Genomic DNA, 26,952 nt, shown 5'->3' with positions numbered 1-26,952 from the left:
GTCACCAGTTTGCATAAAGGCAAGTGATTGTTAAGACAAAGAAGGGGCAATATGCCCCTTATCAACTTTTGTAGGCGTTAACTCTGTTCAGCTTCCGTTTCTACGCGTTTTAAAAGCTCATTGGCTTTCTTCATCGCTCTACGTGCACTCTTAGATTTACGTTTGTTTAACAAGATATCGGAAAACTGAAGGTACTTATCTGCAGTCTGAAATCGTAGATCGTTGATATCTTGAAAGCCAGGTGGGAAGTTTTCAGCGAACGCGTCAATATCTTTCACCAGCTTATCTAGGTTAACCGTCGTACGAGCTTGTTTTAATCGGTAGTGCAACCCTTCAAATTCTTCTTGGTAGAGAAGTCTTGCTGCATCAGACGGAAAAGCTAGAGGGTTAGTACTCTCTTTGGCTGTTTCGTACAGTTTCATTTCGAGCACGGCATCTTTCATGGCATTGCTGAAAGCCAAGTTTTCTTGGTGTTCTTCGGATTCAGCAAAGAATGTATTGCCCACCTTAATCAAGGTCACTAAAGCGGCGGCATCTCTTAACTGAAGGGCTTCATTTAGGTGTTGTCCAAAAACTTCACTGGCAAGAGAGCTTGGTGTGAACGGGTAGTCTTGGTGGATCTCATGCAGCTCATTCTTAAGATCATAAATCGACTTCTCGTCTTCAACTTGAGCATAAACGGATTTTTCTAAGTGGCTGTTTATCTGACGTGCAATCGATAGAAGCGTTGAGTGCTTACTTGATTGAATATCCAGTGCCAACACTTCAATCTTATGTGAGTCCGGGTAGTAAACTTTTGCCTGTTGCAAGATGGATTCAATTTGATCGTAATTTGGGTAAGTGGTGACATCGGAATTCAGTACATCATCGATTTTCGATTCAAACTCGCCCAGGAGATGAGGCTTATAAAGACGTAAAAAACCTGCCTCAATCACAGGGTGTAGGCCTTGCTTGTTGTCTATTAACGCTTTTGTGTCTTCTGGTAATGTATTGAGTAACTGTTCGGCCAATTCGATGGTTTGGTCTTTCTCTGCCAGTGCTAGGTTTAGTTTGGAGATCGTATCCTGCTGCTGTTGATAGAACATGCCAAGTCCAGCCAATAAAGCGACACTTGCAGCAATACCAGAGTACAAAGGCCAACGGTTTCTATTGAGTCGTATTTTTATATCAACACAGTTCAAGCTTTGAGGTACGGTTCCTGTTGCAAAAGCATTAGCGAATAGACGCCACTTTGAGAAAGGTAAATTGGTTGGCTTCCTCACTCTAATACCTTTTTTCAACGCTTCATCGGCAGGAGTTCGACCATAGGGATGCTTGCAGCTTAAAAGTTCAAAAGTAATGCAGAAGAAGGCAAAAAGGTCGTCACTGAATTTAGGCTCTTTACCCGACAAAATGTCTAGTGACGCATAATTTGGTGTATAGCCAAGTGTGTCTGTATCTTGAGACTTCCGTTTAGCTGCGTATTGGTCATGTTTTAATTGCTGAGTTTTCGATACACCAAAATCTAACAGCTTCACTTTTCCCTCAGACGTGAGGATGACGTTGGCAGGTTTTAAATCGGCATGAACGACGCCGAGTGAATGCGCATACGACAATGCGTCCAAGGTTTGATTAAGAATCGATAGGGCAGCGTTGTATCTAAGCCCGTCCGGTCGAGAACGTTGAATTAGGCTTTCCAATGTTTCACCATCAACGTACTCCATAACAAGGAAATAAATGTCACCATCAACACCGAAGTCGTAAACGCGGATAATATTCGAGTGGCTTAACTTCTGAGTTTGTTGTGCTTCGCGAATCAGCATGCGTGCGGTCTCTGGCTGCGAGGCATACTCTTTCTGGAGAACTTTAAGTGCGACATATGGAGTATCGGAACCGGATGATTCGAGGATCTTGTCTTTCGCTAAAAAAACGTCACACAAACCACCATGACCAATTAAAGACTCGATTTCATAACGGTTTTTGATTGTCTCTCCGAGTAAAGAATCAGGACGCTTTTTGTGAGTGTGGTTCTCGAAGTCAGAGTGGGGATTACCCGCTGGCGGGATGGTGTTTTGATTATGAGACACTTTTGTATTTGTCTCATTATTATTTGGGGCGGAGCCTTCATTATTTATATTGCCCATCTTGTCGTTTGTATTTTCTCTTTTTTGAGTCTTTACAATTTTTGTTTTATCGCCATTCGAATCTTTATTTATAGAATTGTTTTTACTTTGGTCGTCCATCACGAGGCTCCATATAAAATGATGGTGTGAATATATACCTGTTCAACTAATGAAAAATAGTGAAATGTTGATTTCTCGGTAAAGCTAACATCGGTTTTTTGACGAATGAAAAATTTAGCGTCAAAAATTTGAACCTCGTTGTATATTTTGTTCTGGGTAATAATCCTCGATTGCTTTGCTACAAATTTAATTCATTATTCCGTTCGTGAAATCTAATTATTATTTGATTGGGCATTATTAACTTAAGTGTTAATAAGATGTCGCCTAACTATTAAGAACTAAATTTATATATTAAGCAGTTCCTTTGGCGAGGTTTACATGACGTTGGTTTTAACCATTACGAGCTTTCATAAGTTCACACCAGAGATAGACAACGAATTCGTTTTTGACGCGACAGGCGAGCATGAGAAAGTCAGTTTTGGTCGCTCAGAACAGTGCGATTGGACGTTGCCAGACCCTGAAAGAGTCATTTCAGGTAAGCATGGAGAGCTGATCAAGTTTGGTGACAAATACTTGATTAAAGATCTCTCCACTAATGGCACTTTTGTAAACAACGCAGTCAGCCCTGTTGGTCAAGGAAATGAATTAGCACTGAATCATGGTGATGTAGTGACCCTCGGCGATTATCAAATTCAAGTTAACCTTGAAGAGCGTTGCATTGACGATTCTTTAAATGAGGCTAATAAAATCAATGAAGTAGGTGAGAAAGTTGCTATTGAAAACTTGGCTCACGACAACTTTGGTTTGAATGCCTCAGATCTATTAAAAGAGAGCGTTTCTTCCGAGTTTCAACTAGATATCGGTCTCATGGATGACTTTTTAGATGCACCTACATCCCACTCTCAAGATGACCGAGAAGAAGAAAAGCTGCCTTCCCATACTCCAATCTCACATGAGTTCGATGAGCAAAACGTACAGGCTTTTATTAGAGGTTTGGGTATCAACCCAAATATGGTCCCGGATGAAGGCAGTGAGCAATGGTTTGAGCAGTTAGGTCAATCGTTTTCCCTGATGCTATTAGGCTTAATGGAAACATTACACAATCGTGCCGAGTTTAAACAAAATAATCGTTTGAATCATACGGCATTTAGAAAATCTGAAAATAACCCGTTAAAGTTCTCTGCTAATTTAGAAGACGCAATTCATAATTTATATAATCGCCAGTCGGCAAGTTTTATGCGAGCTGATATTGCGATAAAAGAGGCATTCTTTGATATTGAAAATCATGAGCGTGCCTTAATGAAAGGTGTCGAGGGTACTGTATCAAGTGTTATGTCATTAGTAGAGCCAGCAACGATTTATTCTGATGTGATGTCCAATGATAGTGTCTTAAATAAATTAATACCGGCGAGAAAATATGCATGCAGTTGGAAGAAGTTTGAAGGTATTCATCATCAATTGACAGATGAAGTTATAAATAAAGAATCGCCATTTTATTTAGAAGATTTTGCAAAGCATTATGAAAGCGCGCTAAAAGCTAAAATTTAAGGGATGATGATGAAAGCGACAATGAAAACTCTAGTTCTATTTTTAACTGCACTACTTGCGGGCTGCTCCGCTGCAAACCTTGTGGTTGCCCCTTACGCTGATTTAGAGCTAGCTGCAAAACACAACATCAACCCTGATTCAAATGGCAGACCCTCCCCAGTCGTGATTTATGTGTTTGAGCTCACTTCTTCGACGGTGTTTGAAAGCCAAGATTTCTTTTCAATATATGAAAACTACGACACGGTTTTGGGGCCAGATTTAGTTAACAAGTATGAGATATCGCTAACGCCAGGCCAAGAAGAGGTTTATCAAGCAAGTATGTCTGCTAAAACGAAATATCTCGGCTTAGTTGCGGCTTTTCGAGATATAGAAAACTCAAATTGGCGACAGGTGATTAAGGTTGATCAAACCGGGTACAACACCTACCAAATTCAACTAGACGATTTGTCTTTGTTCGTTAACTAATCTTGATTGGCGATAAAACCATGACACATTACTCCCGCACAGCATGGTGTGAGGGGATGTTTTTACGTCCTCAACATTTTCAACAAAGCGAACGTGCGATAGAACAAGAATTCAAGGGGCTAAATCGCTTTCAACACCCCTATAATTGGGGCGTTTACAAAGTCCGTGTTAACTCAAACAGCCTTAAAGAAGGGCTGGTGGAAGTTGAGAGTGTAGACGCAATTCTGCCTGATATGACGGTCGTCCAACTACAGAGTACGAACGATGAGCTCAGCCCTTTGAGCATTGAAAAAGGTACGCAAGACACGCTCGTTAAGTTAACCGTGCCGGCGAAGAGCTTAAAAGAGAAAATGGTCGCTGATGTTAGCGAAGGCTTGGTGTCGCGATATTTGTTGAAAGATATTGATGTTATTGATGTTCAGACAGGTCAAGACGAAGAGTGTATTCAAGTCGCATCATTGAACATGGCGTTGAAAGCGAACAATGAAAAGCTTTCTGGTTTTGTTGAATTGCCCATTCTAAAAATTAAAGAGGTAACAAGTGAAGGTGTTGTTATCTTGGATGATGAATTCACGCCACCAAACCTAAATGCGCTTAATGATCAAGCTATGATGAGCTGTCTTAAAAACGTCTCTGCAATGACTAAGATTCGTGCTGATGTCGTCTCTCAACGCCTGCTTCAAGGAAAGATGGCTTCTGCATCAGCGGTGGATTTCATCATGCTACAAATGCTAAACCGATATGAGGTGGTTCTTAAGCACCTAGGAAAATTAGATCAAATTCATCCGCTCGAGCTTATTACTTTATTGAAGGGCTACGTCGGCGAACTCTCAACATTTTCTAGCAAAACGAAGCGTACCCCTGAGTTGTCTGATTATGATCATATAAACCTCACTCCTGTTGTTCAGGAACTTAACCAAGTGTTAAGCCAATACTTAAGCGTTGTACTCGACCAGACTGCTAATAAGTTACCGTTAGAAGCTCGCCAACTCGGTATATATGTCACACCATTGCCAGACAAGCGACTACTTGATTCCAGTCAGTTCGTATTGGCTGTTAAAGCTGATACGAGCACCGAAGAGATTAGACGATTGGTACCAGCGCAACTTAAGTTTGGGCCAGCAGAACAAATTCGTGACCTCATTAACAACCAGATCAATGGCATCAATGTTGCGCCGCTCAATGTCGTTCCGAGGCAGATTCCTTATCAAACCGGGTACGTCTATTTTGAAGTCATCAAAAAAGGACCTTTCTGGAACCGGCTAAAAGAGAGTGGAGGCATCGCTCTACAGTTATCTGGCCAATTTCCAAATGCAGATATTGAGCTTTGGAGCATTAACCAATAACGGGTGACGTCACTATGGAACAGACAATTATTAAGCCAACGCCAGGCGGAAGGCCAGTAAGCGCCAAAGTATCTCAGCCACAATCGGCAGACAGCACAGTGGTAATTTCAAAAAGCACCGAGGTTGTGAACAATGACACGGTAGTCGCCTTTGGTACCAACCCAATACTGGCGGAAGCCAATGGCATCATTTCTATCATTGGTCAGATAAGAGCAACGGCGACGCACTCTGATGTGTTCTTTTTAAAAGAAACGTTAGCGCAGAAATTAAGAGATTACGAGAATCGACTACGTCAGAAAAACATTAACTTAGAAACGATAGATACGGCACGTTACTGTTTGTGTTGTGCTATTGATGAAGCGGTATTGAATACAAATTGGGGTAGCCAATCTGCTTGGAGCCACGATTCATTACTAACGTCGTTTTATTCTAGCAGCCAAGGTGGTGAGGCATTTTATCAACACCTTGAGAAATGTATGTCTTCTCCTGAGTCTCATTTAGATCTTCTTGAATTAATGTATGTCTGCTTGTCCTTGGGCTTTGTCGGTCAATATCGATTAGAGAAGAACGGACTCGAAGCGCATCGTCGTTTGAGAAAGCAGGTGATGGTGACGCTCAAGAATCATGGCCGAGGTCTGCAACAAGGCTTGAATGATAATGTTGAAGCCCGTCTTCTTAATGGTGCGCAAATCTCCGAACGAGCGCCTTTATGGGTTGTTTGCTCGGTCACACTTGCTTTGTTGGTGTGTATTTTTATGTACTTTAGTTATGACCTCAACAAAGCCTCCAACCAAACCTTTACCAACTTAATCAACTTGATCGCTCCGGCACAAGTCGAGTCAACGGCTCAAACTGATTCTCAAGTTACCGATATTGCTGAACGTGTTTCCATGTATCTAGCGACAGAAATAAGTAAAGGTTTAGTCACGGTCGATGCACTTCCAGACCGAGTTCGAATCTCCATCAAAGCTCAAGATCTCTTTGAGTCTGGAAGTGCCGAGGTTGTTGAGTACATTCAACCCGTGATATCCAAATTGGCTCGAACCTTAGAGGCGACAGAAGGGAAAATCTTGGTCGCAGGACATACCGACGACAAGCCAATTTTTACCAGCAAATATCCTTCTAACTGGCACCTCTCTCTGGCAAGAGCTACCGCGATGTCTGAGCAGTTAATCGCGAATAGCGCTTTAGAAGGGCGTGTATTGCCTGAGGGGTTAGGGGACGCGAGGCCGTTGGTCGAGAACACTAGCGATGAGAACCGAGCGATTAATCGCCGAATCGAAATTGATCTAATGGTTGCGAACTAAGGAAAGTGAGATAAATGAGTATCCGAGAAGTAGGCAAAATCTTTACTCAACGCTGGTTTATTGGCTTAGTTGGTGTTGCAGCTTGTTCAATCTTTATATGGGCTGTTGGGCCACTAATTACCGTTGCAGGTTATGAACCTTTAAAGACGGATTTTCAACGTCTCGTCAGTATTTTGGTGTTGGTTTTCGTTTGGGGGATCTTCAATCTTACGAAACAACACAAGCAAAAAGTAAAAGAAGACGAGAGTATTCAGACTTTGTTAGAAGTTGACTCTCAATCGGATAAAGAAGCCGCCTCTGAAATCAATGTCTTGCAAGAAAGGATTGAAAAGGCAATTAAAGTCGTGACTAAAACGCATAAAGGAAAACGCAGCCTTTATGAATTGCCTTGGTACGTTTTGATTGGTCCTCCTGGTACGGGTAAAACAACGGTTCTCAAGCAGTCTGGCTTGGAATTTCCTTTGGCTGAGTCAATGGGCACAGATTCGGTCGCTGGGGTTGGTGGCACTCGACATTGCGATTGGTGGTTCGCGAACAAAGCGGTGTTAATTGATACTGCTGGGCGCTACACCACGCAAGACAGTCAGGAAAAGGTCGACTCAAAGGCTTGGCATGGGTTCCTTGGACTACTTAAAAAATACCGAACTCAGAGACCAATCAATGGCGCTATTGTGACGGTGAGTTTGGCCAGCATGATGTCGCAGACTCGCACTGAGCGCAGCTTGCACGCAAGAGCAATTAAGGCTCGTTTACAAGAGTTGAAAAATCAATTAGGCATGCAATTTCCAATCTACGTACTACTCACTAAGATGGATCTCGTCGCGGGGTTTAATGAGTTTTTTTCTGACTTAAGTAAAGAAGAACGAGACGATCTCTTTGGTTTTATGTTCCCTCAAGATTGCGAGGATGAGAAAGGCGTTATTTCTCTTTTTAATAAAGAGTTTCATCACCTATTAGAACGTCTTGATGCTCGAATGTTGAGGATCCTTGAAACTGAAGATGATCTTGATAAGCGTGCGCTTATCTTCGAGTTTCCGAAACAGCTGCGTGTACTACAGGCAAACTTAGACGAGTTTCTAACCGATATTTTCGCTCAAAACAGCTTTGAAGAACCGACTCTCATCCGTGGTGTGTTTATGGTGAGTTCGGTTCAAGAAGGGATCCCTGTTAGCCGTTTAATGAATGAATCTACAAGTGGGTTGGGACTTGGCAAGCTTGGGCTATCAATGAACAGTCGAAGTTCTGATAGTTACTTTGTCAAAAACCTATTTGATCGAGTGATTTTCAAAGAGCAATTGCTTGGTACGGTGAATCGTCATTATCAAAAACAGTCTAGTTGGCTTCATCGAGGCGTTTATATCGGATGTGCAGTAGCACTGGCAGGTGCCACGGGCGTTTGGTTCACCAGTTACCAGTGGAACGTGAACCTTATTAGTCAAACCAATAATCAGACTGACCATATCAACGCAATGATAGGCGCGGATAGCTTGGACTTTGATTCAGATATTATCAGTGCAATAGAAACGCTTGATCGCATCATGATGTTACCGCTCGGTAAACAAAGCGACTATGAAGACGAAACGGCGATCAAAAAGTTTGGCCTGTATCAAGGGGATAAGGTCTCTCAAGCGGCGAACAATGCTTATACCTCTGCGTTAAATAAGCACTTTGCCCCAATGGTGCTTCAGAGTCTTGTCTCTGAAATGGAAGGAAACCAAGAGCATCGTCAATATCTATACGAAACACTCAAAACTTATTTGATGCTGTTTAACCCAAATAAATATCAGCAAGAGGAAGTTCTGAGTTGGTTTGGTTTCTACTATCAACGTCATTACCCAGGTGTACTTAATGAGATGCTAAGAGAGCGCTTAATGACGCACACTCGAAACTTGCTGGACAGCAATGAGCGAGGGCTTTCTTACGACGAATCATCGGTAGCGAAGGCTCGAGAAGTCTTAACACAAATGTCTTTGCCGGAGCGTGCTTACCAACGTATGAAGTTGCAGTTTGCGAAAAGTCATGTGCCTTCATTTAGGTTGACTGACGTTCTGGGACCGAAGAGTTTAGAGCAGTTCGAACGAAACAGTGGTAAGCCACTATCGCAAGGTATTTCCGGTTTTTACACTTACAACGGATTCCATAGCATTTTTCAAATTCAAATTAACCGCACGGTAAAAAGTTTGATGGAGGAAAACTGGGTATATGGGGATGATTTAAAAGCGCATGAAATTGACCATGCAAGCGCTATTCGAGGTGTACAAGAGCGCTATTACCAGGATTATATCAATGAGTGGAAAAACCTGATTGAAGACATCCAGCTTAAACAGGCGCCAAGTTTAGAGTTGGCTTCCGCTCAGGCGAGGGTGCTCTCTGGTGTCGAAAGGCCAATTGAATCACTACTGCGTGCGATTCAAAAAGAAGTGGGCTTAACGAAAGTGGTTTTATCAGAAAACCAAAAAGCCGCTTCTGAAGTTGCGGGAAATGTAGCCAAGGTGAAGTTTTCAAACACGGCTGACAAGCTCGATCTGTATTTACCTGAAGAAAGTGCATTTAACGTAGCCTTGCCCGGGAAAGAAGTGGAGCAACACTTTACTGAAATTCTACGTTTGGATGAGCAAGATTTTGACGACATTCAGCAAGCAATGGTTAATCTGCGTTCTTACTTGTCTGATCTATCAAGCTCAGGGAACAATCAAAAAATTGCTTACAAGAGCATTCTAGATGGAACGGTTACCCAAGATGTAGCTGCCTCTTTTGAGCGGGCGCGAGAGTTGCTACCAAAGCCATTTAATCAATGGTTAGGTGAGCTGTCTCAAGAGTCAGTGAAATTTGCTGAGAGTGGTTCTAAAGATCACCTAAACCAGCTTTGGCAAACGCAGGTCGTAAAACCGTATCGTCGCTCTATCGCGGGACGTTATCCTTTTGTTTCAAATGCGGCCAAGGAAGTGCGACTTAAAGATTTTAAACGTTTCTTCGGCTATGGCGGAACGATGGACTCTTTCTTTAAAGAGTATCTCGAACCATTTGTGGACACCTCCTCTAGACGCTGGAAACTTGAGAAAGAAATTGGTGTGAGGCCGGAAACATTAGCGGTGTTTCAACAAGCAAAGCGCATTAGACAAACCTTCTTTGAATCTGATAATTCGCTGAGAGTCGAGTTTGGAATGAAGCCAGTCTATTTAGACCAACACATAACTCGCTTTGTATTGGAGCTAGGTGAACAAGACCTCGTTTATAAACATGGCCCAGCACGTGCTAAATCGCTGAGTTGGCCAGCAGGTCAAGATCAAACTCGAATCGTATTTACGCCGCCGGAATCAAAGCGAGAAATTGCTCATACATATGAAGGTGAATGGGGCATCTTTAGATTGCTAGACCAATCGCTTAAAGCGCGTCCGGAGTCACGAAAAGACAACATCGTGATGATTGATCTCAATGGTAATAAAGTTCAGCTGGAGCTGATCCCTTCGAGCACGGTAAATCCATTCTGGTCAAATGAAATGGAGAGGTTCCGATGTCCACAAACGCTTTAACTTCTTCTTGGGGATACATAGGGAAAATGCCGGCTAAAGGGGATTTCGTTAAAGACGGTTTGTCCCAAGAATTTACTGGTCGTTGGCACGACTGGCAGCAAGCAGTGATTGCCGTTAGCCGTGAGCAACTGGGGGAAAGCTGGAGTGATTATTTTTTGACTGCTCCTATCTGGCATTTTGCGCTTGATGTTTCTTATATGGAAGACGCCACTTATATCGGCAGTGTCATTCCGAGCGTGGATTCGTCAGGTCGCTATTTCTTTTTTACGGTGGCGCGCGCAGTACAGGGACCTGCGGTGAACTACTGGCAACAGAGTGACTGGACACAGCATAGCCAAAACCTTGCAGTTGCCGTATTGAGTGATGAATTTGTTTTCGATGCATGGGCACAAGAGCTGACAGACTCTGACAATCTACCAACCGAAGAAGTAGGCGTAAGCCAAGTTCCAACGATGGTTTATGAAAGTGAACTGTCCGTCATTTATCAGCGTTCGTCGCAGCTATCAGTGAACAGCCTCTTGAATCGAATGATTGGTAAGGACTACAAAGCGCCTTGCTTTTGGTGGACAGACGGTTCGGACAACATCGAACCGTGCATGTTGGTGACATCTGGCTTGCCCTCGATAGGACAATATTCCGCAATGCTAGACGGCAAGTGGCAAAAGTGGAACTGGTAGGAAGCGAAGAATGAATTGGAATTACTTTACTTTTGCTAAGACGCACCCAGGCAAAGTGCGACCTTATAACGAAGATGCCTTGCTTGAGATGTCTGAAGCTGGGCTTTGGGTTGTAGCGGATGGAATGGGTGGACACAGTGCGGGGGATATTGCGAGTCAGATGTTAGTGGATCGTATCGCTCGCCATATCAAAGACAGCAAAACGACGAACATCGATGAACTAAGAACGGTTGTCCAGCAAGCAAACAAAGAGATTTTTGATTACGCACAAGCCCACTTAGAGGGCAAAACCATGGGCACGACTCTTGTCTTATTGTTTATGCAAGATGGCTACTTCCATTGTTTATGGGTAGGAGACAGCCGCATCTATCAACTCAGAGAAGGTCGCTTCTCCCAAAAAACCAGAGATCACAGTCAAGTCATGGATTTGGTTGAGCAAGGTCTATTGGCTTTTGAGGATGCAGAGTCACATCCACTGGCTAATGTCATTACACGAGCGATTGGTGTGGACGAAATAGTCACGATAGACCAAGTATCAGGCCAGCTTGCAGACGGTGACCAATTTCTTTTGTGCAGTGATGGACTATCAAAAGAACTCACCAACGATGAGATGTACAAGACACTTTATGCAGACTCGGTTAATCAGGCGGGCTTAGCTTTGATGCATTCTGCATTAGTGAGAGGTGCGAGTGACAATGTCACGTGTGCTTTGATCAAAGCCTGTTGTGAGAGAAGCGAGCTAGTCGGACGAACACAAGACGATGCCACGATCCCAGTATTCTTGAGGAGCAAGGCGAATGGTTGATTCAAAAAATGTATCTGACTCTAGCAGGGTATTCGATTGGTTGGCTCCGGTTCTATTGCCAGTATCAGAAGAGCGCCCAACAGGTGTAGATCCGCGTGAAGACGTGTCACCTCAATCAGCATACTACCGTTTAAAAGACAGTCGAATGGCGGCACGCAATGCTGAGCGCAATGCGATTATCGAAGAAGAGAGCATATTAACGCACACTAACTTGTGGCGTGTCTTTATTGACGAGGTTCCGGATATTCTTTCTCGCCAATCAAAAGACTTAGAATTTGTTGCATGGTTAATTGAAGCCCTCACGCGTCTTTATGGATTTCGTGGCATGGGAGTTGGCTATGAAATTGCCTCAAACTTCATCGACAATTTTTGGGAACAACTGTATCCAATGCCTGATGAAGACGGTATGGAAACGCGAATCTCTTCCATTATTGGCCTAAATGGCATCGATAGTGAAGGTACGTTGATTTTTCCTTTAGCATCTATTCCCCTGACTGACATAGGTGTAGAGCAACCGTACGCCTTTTGGGAATATCAACAAGCGATTGAGTTAGAGAGACTTGATGAAGACAAGCGCCGCTACAAGGTTGAGCAAGGTGCTGTTGAAATGTCCAAGATTAACGACACGGTGAAATCTACATCTGATGAGTTCTATCGTGAACTTATCTCTGACCTTGAGTTTGCGATGGCTGCGTTTAGCCAATTTAGTCAAAAGCTTGATGATGCGGTTGGGGACGTTACACCGAGCTCATACATCTCCAAGAAACTAGATTCAATACATTCGGCATTAAAGCATCTGTTGGGCGTTCGTTTTCAAGCTCCATCTGAGGTGACTGAAGTTATCCAGCTCGAACCGACTGAGGATGAGGAAGCACCAACGGTACAGAACCAAAACGGCGCTTTATTGATGACAAACATGCAATCGCGTGAACAGGCGATTGAGCAGTTACAAAAGGTGGCAGACTTCTTTAGAGAAAGTGAGCCTCATTCACCAGTTTCTTACTCCATCGAACAAATCATTCGTTGGTGTGGAATGCCTCTGCCGGAATTACTGGCGGAATTGATCTCCGACGGAGATGCAAAGAGAAGCTATTTCCGTTTAGTTGGCATAGCAGAACAAAATGAAAATTAAGAAAGGGAGAACGGTATGACGAGTATCCACTCGAAACTGTCACGAGTAAGGAAGCCTCGTGTTCACATTACCTATGATGTTGAAACTGAAGGAACAACGCTGAAAAAAGAGCTTCCTTTTGTTGTTGGTGTAATGGGCGATTTCGCAGGACAAAATACGGAAGCGCTGAAGCCACTCAAAGACCGTCGCTTTATTCAGATCGACAGGGATAACTTCGATGACGTTCTTAAGAAAATGAACCCGTCAGTGAAGTTTAAGGTAGCCAACAAACTCGCGAAAGATGACTCTCAATTTGAAGTTGATCTGAGCTTCAAGTCGATGCAAGACTTCGAGCCAGCAGCGATCGTTAATCAAGTTGACCCACTGCGCCAGTTAATGGAAACACGCAATAAGCTACGTGATCTAATGACCAAGGTGGATCGTTCAGAAGAGTTGGAAAATATCCTTGAAGATGTCTTAAACAACACGGATAACTTAACCAAGCTAGCAGGCGAGCTGAAACTAGGTGATGCTCACCCGACGGACAATCCAGAGGGGGTGAAGTGATGACAACGCAAATTGAAAAGCAGCTTGATCCTACCGTTGGTGAGCAGACTTCTTCTTTCCTAGAGCAAGCGATTGGCGCAACTAAGCAAACAGAAGCTTCACGTGCTGAAGAGCTGATTAAGACGTTAACTGAAGAAGCAATGAAAGGCACGGTCTCGTGGAATAAGAACCTAACCGTGACTTTCCGTGAAGCGATCAACTTACTCGATCGTCAGATTTCTGAACAGCTGTCTGAAGTCATGCACCATCCAGAACTGCAAAAACTTGAAGGTTCTTGGCGTGGTTTGAACTACTTAGTCATGAACTCAGATACCAGTTCGACACTGAAAATTCGCATGATCAGCATGACGAAGAAAGAGCTTCATAAAGATTTGAGTAAAGCGGTTGAGTTTGACCAAAGCCAGATCTTCAAAAAAGTTTATGAGTCGGAGTTCGGCAGTGCCGGTGGTGAGCCTTATGGTGCACTGATTGGTGATTATGAATTTACTAACCACCCAGAAGACATTGAATCACTTCGCTTAATGTCTAATGTGGCCGCGTCTGGTTTCTCTCCATTCTTATCTGCGGCTTCACCTGCACTGTTTGGTTTTGATGAGTGGACAGAGCTTTCTAAACCTCGCGATTTGGACAAAGTTTTCGAATCACTGGAATATGCTCAATGGCGTTCTTTCCGTGAAAGCGCAGATTCTCGTTTTGTAAGCTTGACCATGCCTAAAGTACTGGCGCGTTTGCCTTATGGACAAGCAACTTCGCCGGTGGAAGAGTTTGGCTTTGAAGAGTTTGACGTTGACTCAGTGTCGGGTATAGCAACGAATGCTGAACATAATGATTACTGTTGGATGAACTCTTCTTATGTGCTGGGCGCTAAGCTTACCGATGCATTCTCGAAATATGGCTTCTGCACCGCTATTCGTGGCGCAGAAGGTGGTGGCCGAGTAGATAACCTACCGACGCACTTCTTCATGAGCGATGACGGCGACCCAGATATGAAATGCCCGACAGAAATTGGCATTACGGACCGACGTGAAGCGGAACTAGGTAAACTTGGTTTCCTTCCTTTGTGCCACTATAAGAATACCAACTACGCGGTTTTCTTTGGGGCACAAACCTGCCAAAAACCAGCCAATCACGATTCTCCTGATGCGACTGCGAATGCGGCCATTTCAGCACGCTTACCTTACATGATGGCAACGTCACGTTTTGCTCATTACTTGAAGGTTATGGCACGCGATAAGATTGGTAGCTTTATGGAAGCTGAAGACGTGGAGTCGTGGCTAAACCGTTGGATCTTAAGCTACGTGAATGCCTCAGAAGGTGGTGGTCAAGAAATCCGTGCGAAATACCCGCTTGCTGATGCTCGTGTTCAGGTGAAAGAAATTCCGGGTGCGCCAGGTTCCTACAATGCTGTGGCATGGTTGAAGCCTTGGCTCCAAATGGAAGAGTTGACCACGTCATTACGCTTGGTCGCAAAGATCCCTCAATCGGGTGGTTAAGTAATAGGTGGTTGGCCTTTGTGTCAACCACTCCTCCCACGCTTGGGAATAGAGATTGAGTATTAAAAGTGACGATTTGGAATGGCTAACGATATGACATTGAATTTCTTAGACCCAAGTGAACTGAAACACGAGTTCAGTCCACTTGGGTGTGCGGAACTTGATAGTCACTGGGTTACCCAGTTTGTCGAGTCAGTAGATTCAATACATTCGGCAAAAATTTGGCTAGAAGGAACAAAAAGTTCAACTGTTGATGATTTTCGATATAGCGTGTTGATGGCAATCGATCAGATTGACCAAATATTGGAAGAGCAATTGAATGAGATTATTCATCATCAAGTGTTTCAAGCATTGGAAAAATCATGGTTAGGTGTTCGCTATCTGTGTGAGCAAACTGCCAGCCAATCTAGTGAGCCTGTGAAGATAAAAGTTCTTTCGGCAACATGGGATGAGGTCAGCAAAGACGCACTGAAAGCCATCGAGTTTGATCAATCTGCGCTGTTTAAATTGTTGTATCAGAATGAATATGGCATGCCGGGCGGTGAGCCTTTTGGGGTGGTGATCGGTGATTACGAACTAAGACATGACCCAGCGAAAAATCACTTTGATCGAGATTTAACGGTGTTAAGTAAGGTTGCGCAAACTGCGGCAGCGGCATTCAGTCCATTCGTTCTGTCTGCGCAGCCAAGTGTGTTTGGTGTTAATCGATTTTCAGAGCTGTCATCGACCACAGATATTGGCGCTCAGTTTGAACAAGTTGAGTACATAACATGGCAAAAGTTACGAGAATCGGAAGATGCGAAATTCATCGGTATTGCTGCACCAAACGTGTTGTTTCGCTTGCCTTATACCAGAGACGGTTCTCGTATAGAAGGGTTTGATTTCGAAGAGGCTATCAATGATTCTGAGCGCGAATTGCAGTGGGGAAGTGCCGCTTTTTGTTTCGCTGCGATTGCAATTCGCACATATCAAGAACATGGCTGGTTTACTCACATGAGGGGCGTTAAGCAAGGCGATTACACACAAGGAACAATTTTAGCGCCCACGCGAAGTTCAGTGCATTTCACTAGCAAAAATACCCGCGATAGAAGTCCTTTGAACTTAAAAGTTTCAGAGCGCAAAGAAAAAGAAATATCGGATTGTGGATTTATCACCATGTCACCGGTTGCAGAAACCTACATGGTAGGGATGACGTCCAGCGTGTCCATTTATAAGCCAAGACAGTTCGAAGAGCAGCATATCACTATGAACGCCAAGTTGACCTCGATGCTGCAATACACGCTTTGTGTTTCACGAATAGCCCATTACATAAAGGTCATGGGACGAGACAAAATCGGTGGTTATCAAGATGCAGATTCAATCCAACGAGACTTCCAAAAGTGGCTTCATCAATACACAACAGCCTCTGACGAAGCTTCGGATGAACTGAGGGCAAAATACCCTTTAAATGAGGCAAACATCAGCGTTAAAGAAAAACGTGACTCCCCCGGACACTATTATTCGGTGGTTCATTTACGGCCTCATTTTCAACTCGACCAGATGGTGTCGGCAGTCAAACTTATTACGGAATTATCACCAGAAAAAGTGGTGTAAGGGAAGACAATGAAAACATGGAAAAATGCGCTTTCTGAGGGCAACTTACAACAGGCTATAACACTGATTATCGAAGACATTAAAGCTTCACCAAAAGATGCAGGGTTACGCAGTTGTTTTATTGAACTGTTGTGTGTTGACGGTGATTTTGAACGTGCTGACGATCAGCTCATACAGTCGATAAAATTGTTCCCTGAATATTTATCTGGTGCGAGTCAATTACGCCATATGGTGAAAGCGGCACAAGCGCGAAAAGACTTTACTGGTGGGGCTGCCACTGCACAGTTTATTGAATTTGATCAGCAGGCCAACGAGCTTGTTGTAGACCTTAATTTAGCCATCAAAAATGAAGAATTTGACCATGGCTATGAACTCGCTCAGTCACTGGAAAATATGCGAGAGCAAAAGCGTTTCCTACAAGGAACGCGAGAGTTTGAGGATGTGAGAGATATTGACGATCGTTTATCCGGATACATCGAACTTTTCTCGACGGCAGGTAACTACTTTCTGGTGCCGATCAAAAACATTAAGCAGCTAGACATAAAACAAGCGAGCTCGATGCTTGAACACGTCTGGCGACCTGTTGAGTTTGACATTGAAGGCTTGGGTGAAGGTGAGGGGCATATGCCTCTGACTTACATTGATTCCGTTACCGACGCGCAAAAACTTGGCCGAGAAACAGATTGGAGGCAATTAGGTGAAAATGAACTGTTTGTCGGCCTAGGTCAAAAATGTTGGCTTGTCGGTGATAAAGCACTGCCTATCTTTGAGCTGAACACCTTGTCAGAAAGCAAGGCATTGGCATAGAGGTTTTTATGCCATTGGTCGCTTCTTTACTCGACAAGCTTATCGATAACGATCCACATCTTAGAGAAGACAAGGATTTTCCGTTGGGTCAGCAAGCATTGGTCGACAATCTTCTAAGAGATTTGGAGTCCATGCTGAACAGCCGTATCGGTTGGACGGAAATTTCGGATGATCTCAGAGAAGTAAAGTCCTCAATTTTAAATTATGGATTACCTGACTTTTCGTCTATGCCATACAGCAGCAAGCAGGGGCAAGATCAACTGTGTGAGATCGTTCGTGATGCGATTTTAGAGTTTGAACCTCGCCTAGAAAGCCCGAACGTTAGCATTCTAGATGAAAAGAGCGCAGTAGACAGAACCTTGAGACTAAAGATCAGCGCGACTTGTCTGATTGGCAATAACACACACGAAGTAACATTTAACTCAGAAGTAGAACCCGTAAGTTTAGGCATGAAGTTGAGCAGAATGAAATGAGTGACGAGTTTCTTAAGTATTACAACCGAGAGTTAGCTTACTTACGCCATAAAGGGCAAGAGTTTGGCGAGCAGTACCCCAAAATTGCTTCTCGATTGGGGATCAGCGAAGAGCAAGTCGATGACCCTCATGTGGAGAGGCTTCTTGAAGGCTGCGCTTTCATGACAGCTCGCATACGTCAAAGTCTCGATAACAGTTATCCGCAGTTTACGGAATCTTTGATGGGGCAGTTGCATCCGGATTTTCATGCGCCAATCCCTTCGATGTCGATCATTAAAATGAAATGTAATGAGTCGACCTCTGCTCCCTTTGATGTTTCTCAGGGGGAAAAGGTGATGGTTGGCGCCCCGGGTTACAAAGAATGTGAATTCAGAACGTGTTATGAGACAAGAATGTATCCCTTCGATATATCGGCAGGAACCTTTGAAAATGCCCCGATACAGCCGATTGGTTCTCCTTGGGAGCGTTCGTCTAAATCTGTACTTAAGGTAAAGATCAAGGCTAATGATAGTGAGTCTGCATTAAGTGAGATGGGCGTCGAGACGCTCAGATTCTACCTCAATGGCCAAGCACAGCTTACTCAGCGGTTATATCAGCTATTGTTCCAAAGCCTAATCGGGATCTCTGTCTCGGTGAATGGTTGTGAGCAGGCTTCGTACACTCCACGTCACCGCCAAGCTGTCGGTTTTATCGATAGTCAACAAGTCGTGCCCTACAGCAAGCGAAGCTTTTCTTCTTCGAGGATGTTGGTGGAATATTTACATTTCCCCGAGAAGTTTATGTTCTTTGATGTCGTTGACTTAAATCTCGAAAAGTTAGGTATTAACGAGGAGTTGGAACTCAACTTCTACTTTGACTGCAATGATGACTGGCTCCCAAAGCAAGTTGACAAAGACAGTGTGTTATTAGGTTGTGTTCCCATCATCAATCTGTTCAAAACCACAATGGAGCCAAAGCGACTTGATCCAGCCGAGTACGAATACCAACTGTCTCCACAATACCAAGAAGCAGAGAGTAACGAAGTGGTGTCTATTTCGAACGTCACGCTTAGAAATTGGAATAAAACATACGAGAACTTGCCCAGTTATTTTGCCGGTGAACACACCCATTACATGAACAAAAGCGAGATTTTTTGGGTCATGAGGCGAGAGGATAAGAATTGGGCAGGTGGGTTCGATGAACCGGGCCGAGAAAGCTACATTTCATTCGTGGATAAAAAGCACCGCCTATTTGCTCCTGAAAGTCGTGAAAACTGGCTGATGTACGTACAGGCGGAATGTTGCAATCGAAACTTACCGCAGAAACTGCCTTTTGGTGGCGGCCTGCCAGAGGTCTCGCTACCGAGTGTTAATGACAATTTTGCTGAGCTTCGATGCCTTGTTTCATTGTCTGAGACGGTGAGGCCGGAAATGGATGAGAGCACGCGCTGGCAACTAACCAAACTGCTTACCCTGACTCATTTTGCCGATGAGGACGGACTCTCTACGCTCAAGCAATTACTCAACTTGTATGCGTTTACGGGTACTGCGGAAACGAAATCGCTGATCGATGCTCTGGTAAATTTCGAGTATCAGCAAACAACGGGAAGGGTCAACGAAAAAGGTAAAGTTGGATTTGCTCATGGTGTAAAGCTCATATTGACAGTTTCTGATCAAATGATATCTAAAGAGCAAGTCTTCCTTTTAGGTTGCGTCTTGTCGGTGTACTTCTCTCAGTTTGCGGAAGTAAACATTTTTACGCAGTTAGAAGTAAAACTTAAATCGACAGGCCAGTTATTTCATCGGTGGCCAGCACTGATTGGAAACAAAGCTTTGTTATGAAACCAGAAGAGTTCTTAATTCAGCTGAAAAAGCGACCGTTGTTCGAAGCGATTCACCTAATCGAGCAAGCGTTACTTCGTTCACAAGCTCAACTAGGCTCGGATGAGTTACCCAAGAAAGAGAAACTTGAGTTAAAAGTAAACGCCTCATTGGGTTATGAGAATGCACAACTGGTTAATGCGACACTTTCTGAACATAAAGTTTTCCTAGAAACGAACTTGCTTGGATTAACGGGTGAGCAAGGCGTTTTACCAAGCTACTACAGTGAATTGGCCATCGGTCGTGAAAAAGCCGGTGATGGTGCAATGGTTGATTTTTATAATATTTTCAATCATCGCTTGCTGTCACTGTACTACCGAAGTTGGCAGTTGAGTCAATTTGCGGTGCAGGCACGTGATCACAATAAGGGCAATCGAGCACCTCTATTGAGCAGTCTTGAAGCGGTAACTGGGCATGAAAAGCGGCTGAACAATTACTATGCAGGATTGTTTGCGCAGAAAGGTCGCGGTAAAGGTGCGCTAAAAGACTTAATTGAGCACCTCACAGGCTGTGATGCTAAGTTACACGAGCTTCAGGGGCAGTGGATGAGTGTATCGCAAGATGAACAAACGAAGCTAGCTGGGGGCTCATCGCCTGAAGGGCAGTTTGCCCAATTGGGGCGAGGAGCTTCTATCGGTGCCAAGGCTTGGAATATCAATGCAGGAATTACCATTGAGCTGTTTCCGACGAACACATTACAAGTTGAGCAATTACTGCCAAATAAATCGAGCTTAGCAACCATAAAGTCAGTTGTGCAGGACTTTGTTGGTAAGCATAAGCGCATTAATTGGAAGCTCACGACACGTCATAAACATTTACCTCTAGTTCGTCTTGTTAAAGGTTCTGGTCAATTAGGGATAGGAACCGTTTTGGCAAAACATAAACGAACCAAAGATCGAAAAATAACAATTACCATTTAAGGGAATCAAAATGGCTTTACTCTCACTTTCAGCGTTGGTCGAAAGGTTATCACCTGTTGCACGAGAAACACTTGAGCAAGCTGCCGCTATGGCCAGTTCGCGTACCCACCATAGTATTGAAATGACGCATTGGTTACTCACCATTGTCCAAAATCCCAATCAAATCTATGCTGAAGTTTTCGATAAATTTAATGTCGACGCGCAGGTAGTTGAATCACAGCTACTATCTCAATTAGAAAAGTATAAAACAGGTTGTGAGTCAGTTCCGGGACTTTCAGCACATACAGTTTCGGTGATGCAAAACGCCATGATGGTCTCGACGATTGAGTTTCAAGCAACGGATCTTGATTGTATCCATCTGCTAAGTGCTTATTTGTCAGATGAAAGCTTGGCGAACGTGATGAAGCAAGTCAGCACAGAGCTAGACAAAGTAGAGGCAGGTGCACTCCTTGGATTATCAGAGGCGAATTCGCCACATCAAGCTGGCGTTACTGGAACTAAAGGGTCGAACGCGGCGTTGGATCAGTTCACCGTGGATCTCACTGAACAAGCAAAGGCAGGGAAGATTGATCCAGTGGTTGGACGAGAGAATGAAATCCGTCTAATGATTGATATTTTGCTTAGAAGGCGTCAAAACAACCCAATACTGACGGGTGAAGCTGGGGTCGGTAAAACAGCGGTTGTCGAAGGACTGGCTCAAAAGATCGTCGACGGAGATGTCCCTCCAGCGCTAGAAGGCGTTTCAATTAAGTCTCTTGATATGGCTCTGCTTCAGGCAGGAGCGGGCATGAAAGGCGAATTCGAAAATCGGTTAAAAAACGTAATTAAAGAGGTTAACGAGTCTTCCACGCCAATCATCCTTTTCATTGATGAAGCGCATGGTTTGATTGGTGGTGGCGGGCAAGCCGGTCAAGGTGATGCTGCGAACATTCTCAAACCCGCTCTGGCAAGAGGTGAGCTGCGAACAATAGCAGCAACGACCTGGGCGGAATACAAAAAATACTTTGAGAAAGACGCAGCCCTGACAAGACGATTTCAAGTCGTCAAAGTGGAAGAGCCAACGCCAGCGGTTGCCGTAAACATGTTACGTGGACTACTGAGTGTTATGGCTGAACACCATGGTGTTTACATCACCAGCGATGCTTTAGAAGCCGCTGTACAGCTCTCCTCGCGTTACATAAATGGAAGGCAGTTGCCAGACAAAGCCGTTTCCGTTTTAGATACCGCATGTTCCCGCGTAGCCTTGAGCCAAAATGCCATTCCGGGGTTGCTCGATAGCAAAAGGAAATCTGTTCAACTTAAACAAGACGAGTTAAAGCAGCTTGAGAAAGAGTTTCAATTTGGCTCGGAGAATACTGAATCAGTCCAGCGCATAAGACGAGATATTGATGAGTTATCTACTCAGGTCTCTGACTTGGAGTTGCAATGGAACAAAGAACAAGCGTGGGTTGAACAAGCGATAGCGTTACGCGAAAAAATTGCTCTAGAACCATTAAGTGAAGATAAGAAAAAATTAATGGGAATCGAAAGCGACTTAAACGCGAGTGCGCAGCCTTTAGTGTTTTCCCATGTTAGCGAGGCTTTGATTGCTGAAGTGATATCAGATTGGACTGGGATTCCACTAGGCAAACTGCAAGATGATGAAATAAAAGCTGTTCTAAACCTAAAAGAGAGTTTAATCGAGAGGGTTGTTGGCCAAGACCACGCGCTAGAAATCATGTCTGAGGTGATCAAAACGGCGAGTGCGCAATTGACTGATGAATCCAAGCCAAACGGAGTGTTTTTATTAACTGGTCCAAGTGGTGTGGGTAAAACGGAATCTGCGTTAGCGATTGCGGAAAAAGTGTATGGTAGTGAGGACAACGTTACGACAATCAACATGTCGGAGTTCAAAGAAGAACATAAGGTCTCATTGTTGTTAGGTTCTCCTCCTGGTTACGTGGGTTATGGTGAAGGTGGTGTATTAACCGAAGCCGTCAGACGTAAGCCATATAGTGTAATACTGCTGGATGAAATGGAAAAAGCGCACCCAGGAGTTCAAGACATTTTCTACCAAGTCTTTGATAAAGGCATAATTAAGGACGGGGAAGGCAGAGATATCGATTTCAAAAATACGATTATCATCATGACAGCGAATACGGGGACGGATACCACCATGTCACTGTTCGATGACCCAGAACTTGCTCCTGATCCAAGTACACTAAAAGAAGCACTACACGATGACTTACTAAACGACTTTAAGCCCGCGTTTTTGGGAAGAGTGAATGTCCTTCCGTATGTGCCTTTGGATAAGGAATTACTTGCCCAAATTACACGCCTCAAGCTGAAAAAAGTGTCAGACAGGATCGACAAACACTATTCGGCTGAACTTCATTTCAGTGACGACCTTGTAACCGACATTGTTGATAGCAGTAACGAGTCTGGGAGCGGGGCAAGAGTCGTGCAAACAACCATTGAAAATACGCTATTACCGAAAGTTTCTCATGAAATATTGAACGCTATTCTTAATGATAAGACATTTGAAATAATTAATGTTGAAGGTTCTGTTAAATCATTGAGTGTCTCACTTATTTAACAGTTTTTCTAAAGTAAAAATTATTTGAGAGTCGCTTCATAATAAACATTTTTGATCAGAAATAGCGCTTAATTTAATTCTTAATTAAAGATATAAAAGAGCGTATTTAAAATGAAGTTTTTGATACATCAATCATTAATTATCAAAACAAAATAGATAATTAAAACATTAAGCAATATGTCATTAATAATGCTATAGGAGATTAGCATGCAGTCTAACACGTATCTTAAATATGCAGATATTAAAGGTGAAGCAACTGCTGAGCAGTACAAGGATCTAATTACACTACTATCTGTAGATTGGAGTGTTGGTCGTGAAATTTCATCATTCACTGGTACTGCTATGGACCGTGAAGCAAGTGCAACACGTCTATACGACCTGACAATCACTAAGCTTCAAGACCGCGCGTCACCGGACCTATTTAAAGAAGCGACCATTGGTAAAGGTAAACCAGCTGTATTCCACATCACCAAGCAAGGTGAGAAAGTGGAAGAAATCATGAAAATCGAGCTTACAGATGCAATGATTTCAAACTACTCAGTGTCAATTCAAGATGACCGCCCAATTGAAACTATCACTATTTCATACACTGAAATGATGATGACAGTGACACCAACTGACGATAAGAACAACACATCTGCACCATTAGTATATGGCTACAGCGGTGTGAAAGGTCAACAAATGTAATTGAATTGCGGGAAGTCAACGCTTCCCGCTATTTTATAAAGAAGTATCTAATGAAAAAAGCGACACAGAAAAATAATTTTATTCGTATTTCTACACCATTTGGTACAGATGCCATTATTCTAAATTCATTTGAATATAAGGAAAAAGTATCAGATCTTTTTTCATTACATGCGCAAGCTTATTTCAACGGGCAACATGAAGATCTCAATAATATTATTGGAAAAGAGGTTGTTATCGCTATGGACAATGATCCAAGTGTTAGCTTTCAACCTCGTTACTTTCATGGTGTCGTTTCACGGGCTAAGTTAGCCGGATCGCGGGTGACCACTGTTCATCAAGGTGAAAACTATCGAAATATCGATTTACTTATTGAGCCTAAAGTTCGCTTTGCCGATTATCGAGTCCACTCCCGTATTTTTCAAAACAAAGACATTAAAGAAATTGTGTCGGAAGTATTATCTGAGCATGACGTAAGCTTTAGCCTAAAGCTTACCAAGTCGTACTCTAAATATACTTATAAAGTTCAATATGAAGAATCTGATCTGGCATTTGTTGAACGACTCCTGTCTGAAGAAGGGATTGCTTACTGCTTCTCACATACAAATTCAGCACACATACTGGAATTGTTTGATGATCTTAACTTTTACATACCCGGCTCAGAGTTTCTTGTCGAACATACGACGGGAACAGGTCAAGCAAGCCACATTTACTCTTGGAATGAAACGCAAATACTGACGACAAAAGCCGCACACAAGTCTGGCTTTAATATGCTTAAGCCTTTATCACCTCCACAGAATCTAACTAGTGGATCTGCACAACTGTTTTCGGTGCCAAATAGTGAGCACTACGAATACTTAGCTGAAGCTGAAACTGACGATGAGTTTGTGTTGCGAAATACACACGCGATTGAATCACTTCAGCAAGACGTTTATCAATGCAGTGGAGAATCGAGCTGCAGAACATTTGCTGTCGGCAAACTTTTTAAATTTAAAAAACATGAGGATAAGACTCGAGTAGGAAAAGAGTATGTGCTTTCTTCTGTCGCGCTTTCTGCTGCGGTATTTAACCAAACGGGACAGGGCGGTACGTCCTCACAAGGTGTAAGAGTTTCGTTTCATTGCGTTGACTCAAACACCATTCTGCGCCCAAAAATGCAGAGGTTTAAACCGCAGATTAGAGGTTTGCAAACCGCAATTGTGACAGGAAACAAAGATGGCGAAATCTACGTTGATAAATTTGGCCGAATCAAAGTGCAGTTTCACTGGGATCGTGAAGGTCAATATGATGCGAACAGTTCATGTTGGATTCGAGTCGCTCAAGCGAGTGCCGGCAATGGTTGGGGGAGTGTATTCCACCCAAGAGTCGGACAAGAAGTTATCGTCGATTTTGTAAATGGAGACCCAGATCAGCCAATCGTAACCGGTGCTCTCTATAACGGTACCCAGCTAACACCTTATCAATTACCTGCTCAAGCTTCCCAAAGCGGCTATAAGTCCCGTTCAGTACAAAAAGGCAGCGACAAGTTCAACGAGCTACGTTTTGAAGACAAACCCGGCGAAGAACACGTGTATTTGCATGCTGAGAAACTCTTTCAAATGGTGGTAGAAGACAATGCCGATATTGCTGTAGAGAACAATAAAAGTGAAAGGATTACCAATGATTTCGTGCAAGAGGTTGGTAATAACGCAAGTCAGAAAGTAGGCAAAAACCAAGGGGTTGATATCGGTGAAGCACTTGTCGTTAAAGCAGGTAAGAGCATTGAAATAAAGGTAGGAGGGGCGTCCATACAAATGTCGAGTTCTGGGGAGATCAACATTAAAGGTAACAAGATCTCTATTAATGGTTCAGCCATAGCACTTAAAGCTGGTCAAATTTCTCTTAACTAAAGGTGAGCAGATATGGGTAAACCAGCGGCAGTATTAGGGAGTCATCATGTGTGCCCTAAAAAGACAAATAAAGTCTCTCATGTGGGCGGGCCCGTCGTAGTTGGTTCTCCAAACGTCAAGATTTCTGGCATTCCAGCTGCGCGTCAGGGAGATAAGCTGTCTTGTGTGGGGCCACCTGACACTATTTCATCCGGGTCTTCGAGCGTTAAAGTCAACGGAAAACCTGCAGCTAGGCTAGGAGACTCCACCGCGCATGGCGGTAAAATTGTTGCCGGTAACTCAGCAATATTAATTGGTGGGTAAATGGCGCTATTGTTTCAATCCCAACTTTGTATGCTGGGCGATCAAGCGTTTTCTGTAGAGCAATTGGCTAACAACACGCTAAGGCCATCAGAAAATAACGAACGGATTCCGCAAGCTAGGGAAAGCTCAGTCCTACCTGTCTATGACAGATTAACTCACTATTCGAAAGCGCTGTCTGAATGTGGTATCGAAGGGCAAGTTTATCTTCTGTTACCAAAGCTATCGGACAAGGTTGAGCTTCAACGTATTACAACGCTGCTTCTTTCGGTGTTTCAACAAGTAGAACCGCAACATTTGGCGTTATATCCGTATGGGAGTGCGTCTTTTCTGATGGCACTGAGTCGCATCCAACGAGAAGTAAAACAAACTAAACCATTATGGATTGTCGCTTTACATGCTGCCGATGCTAAAGGGGAACATGACTCATTAGTTGTCGCGCGCAGCTCCGCGCAAAAGCAAGGACTTATATTCAATAAGATCGCAATTGATCTTCAACTCGATAGTAACAACACCGCGGTTTCAAATGTCGTTAAGCAACTCGGAAAGTCGTGTGTAGAGGAGTTGGATGAATTGATGTTGTCAGCCGAAGGCGATGAGCCTGTTTGGCTGGAATCAATTCAATTCCTTTCTCCTTGGGTTAATAGAGACACCTCCTATCGGCTAATAGGTACCACGACTGGCCCTTTGGGAGCGAGTGGAGGGGTATTGAAGGCGATTTGTACTTGCCTGCAACCGAAAGAAACACACGATAAAAATTATTCAGGTATTCAGCTTGATATTGAGCGTGGTGGGTATGCCGTTGGCGCCACTTACCGCTGGGGTAGTGAGTAACTTA

At 43.6% G+C, this 26,952-nt stretch carries 21 protein-coding genes; 20 read left to right on the top strand and 1 reads right to left on the bottom strand.

Going from position 1 to position 26,952, the window contains the following annotated elements; translation table 11 throughout:
* Positions 1-77: 77 nt before the first annotated feature.
* Positions 78-2,222: a serine/threonine-protein kinase gene (locus tag KIO97_RS19675; protein WP_285383752.1), complete on the bottom strand. Its 2,145-nt coding sequence runs from the start codon at positions 2,220-2,222 to the stop codon at positions 78-80.
* Positions 2,223-2,540: 318 nt separating this feature from the next.
* Between KIO97_RS19675 and tagH the strand changes: the two genes are divergently transcribed.
* The 20 genes from tagH to KIO97_RS19575 all read left to right on the top strand — a co-directional run bounded on the left by tagH (position 2,541) and on the right by KIO97_RS19575 (position 26,948).
* Complete coding sequence (tagH, locus tag KIO97_RS19670; protein WP_285383751.1) at positions 2,541-3,710, top strand: type VI secretion system-associated FHA domain protein TagH; 1,170 nt, start codon at positions 2,541-2,543, stop codon at positions 3,708-3,710.
* 9 nt (positions 3,711-3,719) lie between these two features.
* Complete coding sequence (gene tssJ / locus KIO97_RS19665) at positions 3,720-4,175, top strand: type VI secretion system lipoprotein TssJ (protein ID WP_285383750.1); 456 nt, start codon at positions 3,720-3,722, stop codon at positions 4,173-4,175.
* Between the two features lie 20 nt (positions 4,176-4,195).
* Positions 4,196-5,521 (top strand): type VI secretion system baseplate subunit TssK, encoded by a 1,326-nt coding sequence (tssK, locus tag KIO97_RS19660; RefSeq protein WP_285383749.1) that lies wholly within the window; start codon positions 4,196-4,198, stop codon positions 5,519-5,521.
* 14 nt (positions 5,522-5,535) lie between these two features.
* The gene (gene tssL, locus KIO97_RS19655) at positions 5,536-6,828 is read left to right on the top strand and encodes a type VI secretion system protein TssL, long form (RefSeq protein ID WP_285383748.1); all 1,293 of its coding nucleotides are present in this window, start codon (positions 5,536-5,538) and stop codon (positions 6,826-6,828) included.
* 14 nt (positions 6,829-6,842) lie between these two features.
* Complete coding sequence (gene tssM / locus KIO97_RS19650; protein ID WP_285383747.1) at positions 6,843-10,361, top strand: type VI secretion system membrane subunit TssM; 3,519 nt, start codon at positions 6,843-6,845, stop codon at positions 10,359-10,361.
* Entirely contained in the window at positions 10,343-11,038 is a 696-nt protein-coding gene (tagF, locus tag KIO97_RS19645) for a type VI secretion system-associated protein TagF (RefSeq protein ID WP_285383746.1), read from the top strand. The genes tssM and tagF overlap by 19 nt, the downstream gene beginning before the upstream one ends.
* Positions 11,039-11,048: 10 nt before the next feature.
* Entirely contained in the window at positions 11,049-11,843 is a 795-nt protein-coding gene (locus KIO97_RS19640) for a PP2C family serine/threonine-protein phosphatase (RefSeq protein WP_285383745.1), read from the top strand.
* The gene (tssA, locus tag KIO97_RS19635) at positions 11,836-12,975 is read left to right on the top strand and encodes a type VI secretion system protein TssA (protein ID WP_285383744.1); all 1,140 of its coding nucleotides are present in this window, start codon (positions 11,836-11,838) and stop codon (positions 12,973-12,975) included. The genes KIO97_RS19640 and tssA overlap by 8 nt, the downstream gene beginning before the upstream one ends.
* Before the next feature lie 15 nt (positions 12,976-12,990).
* A complete protein-coding gene (tssB, locus tag KIO97_RS19630; RefSeq protein ID WP_005426987.1) occupies positions 12,991-13,521 on the top strand; it encodes a type VI secretion system contractile sheath small subunit in 531 nt (176 codons plus the stop codon).
* Positions 13,521-15,014, top strand: a complete 1,494-nt coding sequence (tssC, locus tag KIO97_RS19625; RefSeq protein WP_005426776.1) for a type VI secretion system contractile sheath large subunit — start codon at positions 13,521-13,523, stop codon at positions 15,012-15,014. The genes tssB and tssC (KIO97_RS19625) overlap by 1 nt, the downstream gene beginning before the upstream one ends.
* 81 nt (positions 15,015-15,095) lie before the next feature.
* Entirely contained in the window at positions 15,096-16,607 is a 1,512-nt protein-coding gene (gene tssC / locus KIO97_RS19620; protein WP_285383743.1) for a type VI secretion system contractile sheath large subunit, read from the top strand.
* A gap of 9 nt (positions 16,608-16,616) precedes the next feature.
* Positions 16,617-17,414, top strand: coding sequence for a type VI secretion system accessory protein TagJ (locus KIO97_RS19615; protein ID WP_285383742.1), 798 nt, complete (start codon positions 16,617-16,619; stop codon positions 17,412-17,414).
* An 8-nt stretch (positions 17,415-17,422) separates the two neighbouring features.
* A complete protein-coding gene (tssE, locus tag KIO97_RS19610) occupies positions 17,423-17,887 on the top strand; it encodes a type VI secretion system baseplate subunit TssE (protein WP_005426975.1) in 465 nt (154 codons plus the stop codon).
* The gene (tssF, locus tag KIO97_RS19605; protein WP_285383741.1) at positions 17,884-19,707 is read left to right on the top strand and encodes a type VI secretion system baseplate subunit TssF; all 1,824 of its coding nucleotides are present in this window, start codon (positions 17,884-17,886) and stop codon (positions 19,705-19,707) included. Before tssE ends, tssF begins: the two co-directional genes overlap by 4 nt.
* Entirely contained in the window at positions 19,704-20,666 is a 963-nt protein-coding gene (gene tssG, locus KIO97_RS19600) for a type VI secretion system baseplate subunit TssG (protein WP_285383740.1), read from the top strand. Before tssF ends, tssG begins: the two co-directional genes overlap by 4 nt.
* A gap of 10 nt (positions 20,667-20,676) precedes the next feature.
* Positions 20,677-23,241: a type VI secretion system ATPase TssH gene (tssH, locus tag KIO97_RS19595; protein WP_285383739.1), complete on the top strand. Its 2,565-nt coding sequence runs from the start codon at positions 20,677-20,679 to the stop codon at positions 23,239-23,241.
* Between the two features lie 207 nt (positions 23,242-23,448).
* On the top strand, positions 23,449-23,928 hold the full coding sequence (locus tag KIO97_RS19590) for a type VI secretion system tube protein Hcp (protein WP_005426862.1): 480 nt from the start codon (positions 23,449-23,451) through the stop codon (positions 23,926-23,928).
* Between the two features lie 50 nt (positions 23,929-23,978).
* The gene (gene tssI / locus KIO97_RS19585) at positions 23,979-25,814 is read left to right on the top strand and encodes a type VI secretion system tip protein TssI/VgrG (RefSeq protein ID WP_285383738.1); all 1,836 of its coding nucleotides are present in this window, start codon (positions 23,979-23,981) and stop codon (positions 25,812-25,814) included.
* Between the two features lie 12 nt (positions 25,815-25,826).
* Complete coding sequence (locus KIO97_RS19580; RefSeq protein ID WP_285383737.1) at positions 25,827-26,117, top strand: PAAR domain-containing protein; 291 nt, start codon at positions 25,827-25,829, stop codon at positions 26,115-26,117.
* Complete coding sequence (locus KIO97_RS19575) at positions 26,118-26,948, top strand: NAD/NADP transhydrogenase beta subunit (RefSeq protein ID WP_285383736.1); 831 nt, start codon at positions 26,118-26,120, stop codon at positions 26,946-26,948.
* Positions 26,949-26,952 lie beyond the last annotated feature (4 nt).

Origin of the sequence: Vibrio sp. B181a (assembly GCF_030248375.1) — a bacterium.
In the GTDB taxonomy this organism is placed as follows: domain Bacteria; phylum Pseudomonadota; class Gammaproteobacteria; order Enterobacterales; family Vibrionaceae; genus Vibrio; species Vibrio campbellii.
This window is presented reverse-complemented; position numbering and strand designations above follow the sequence as displayed.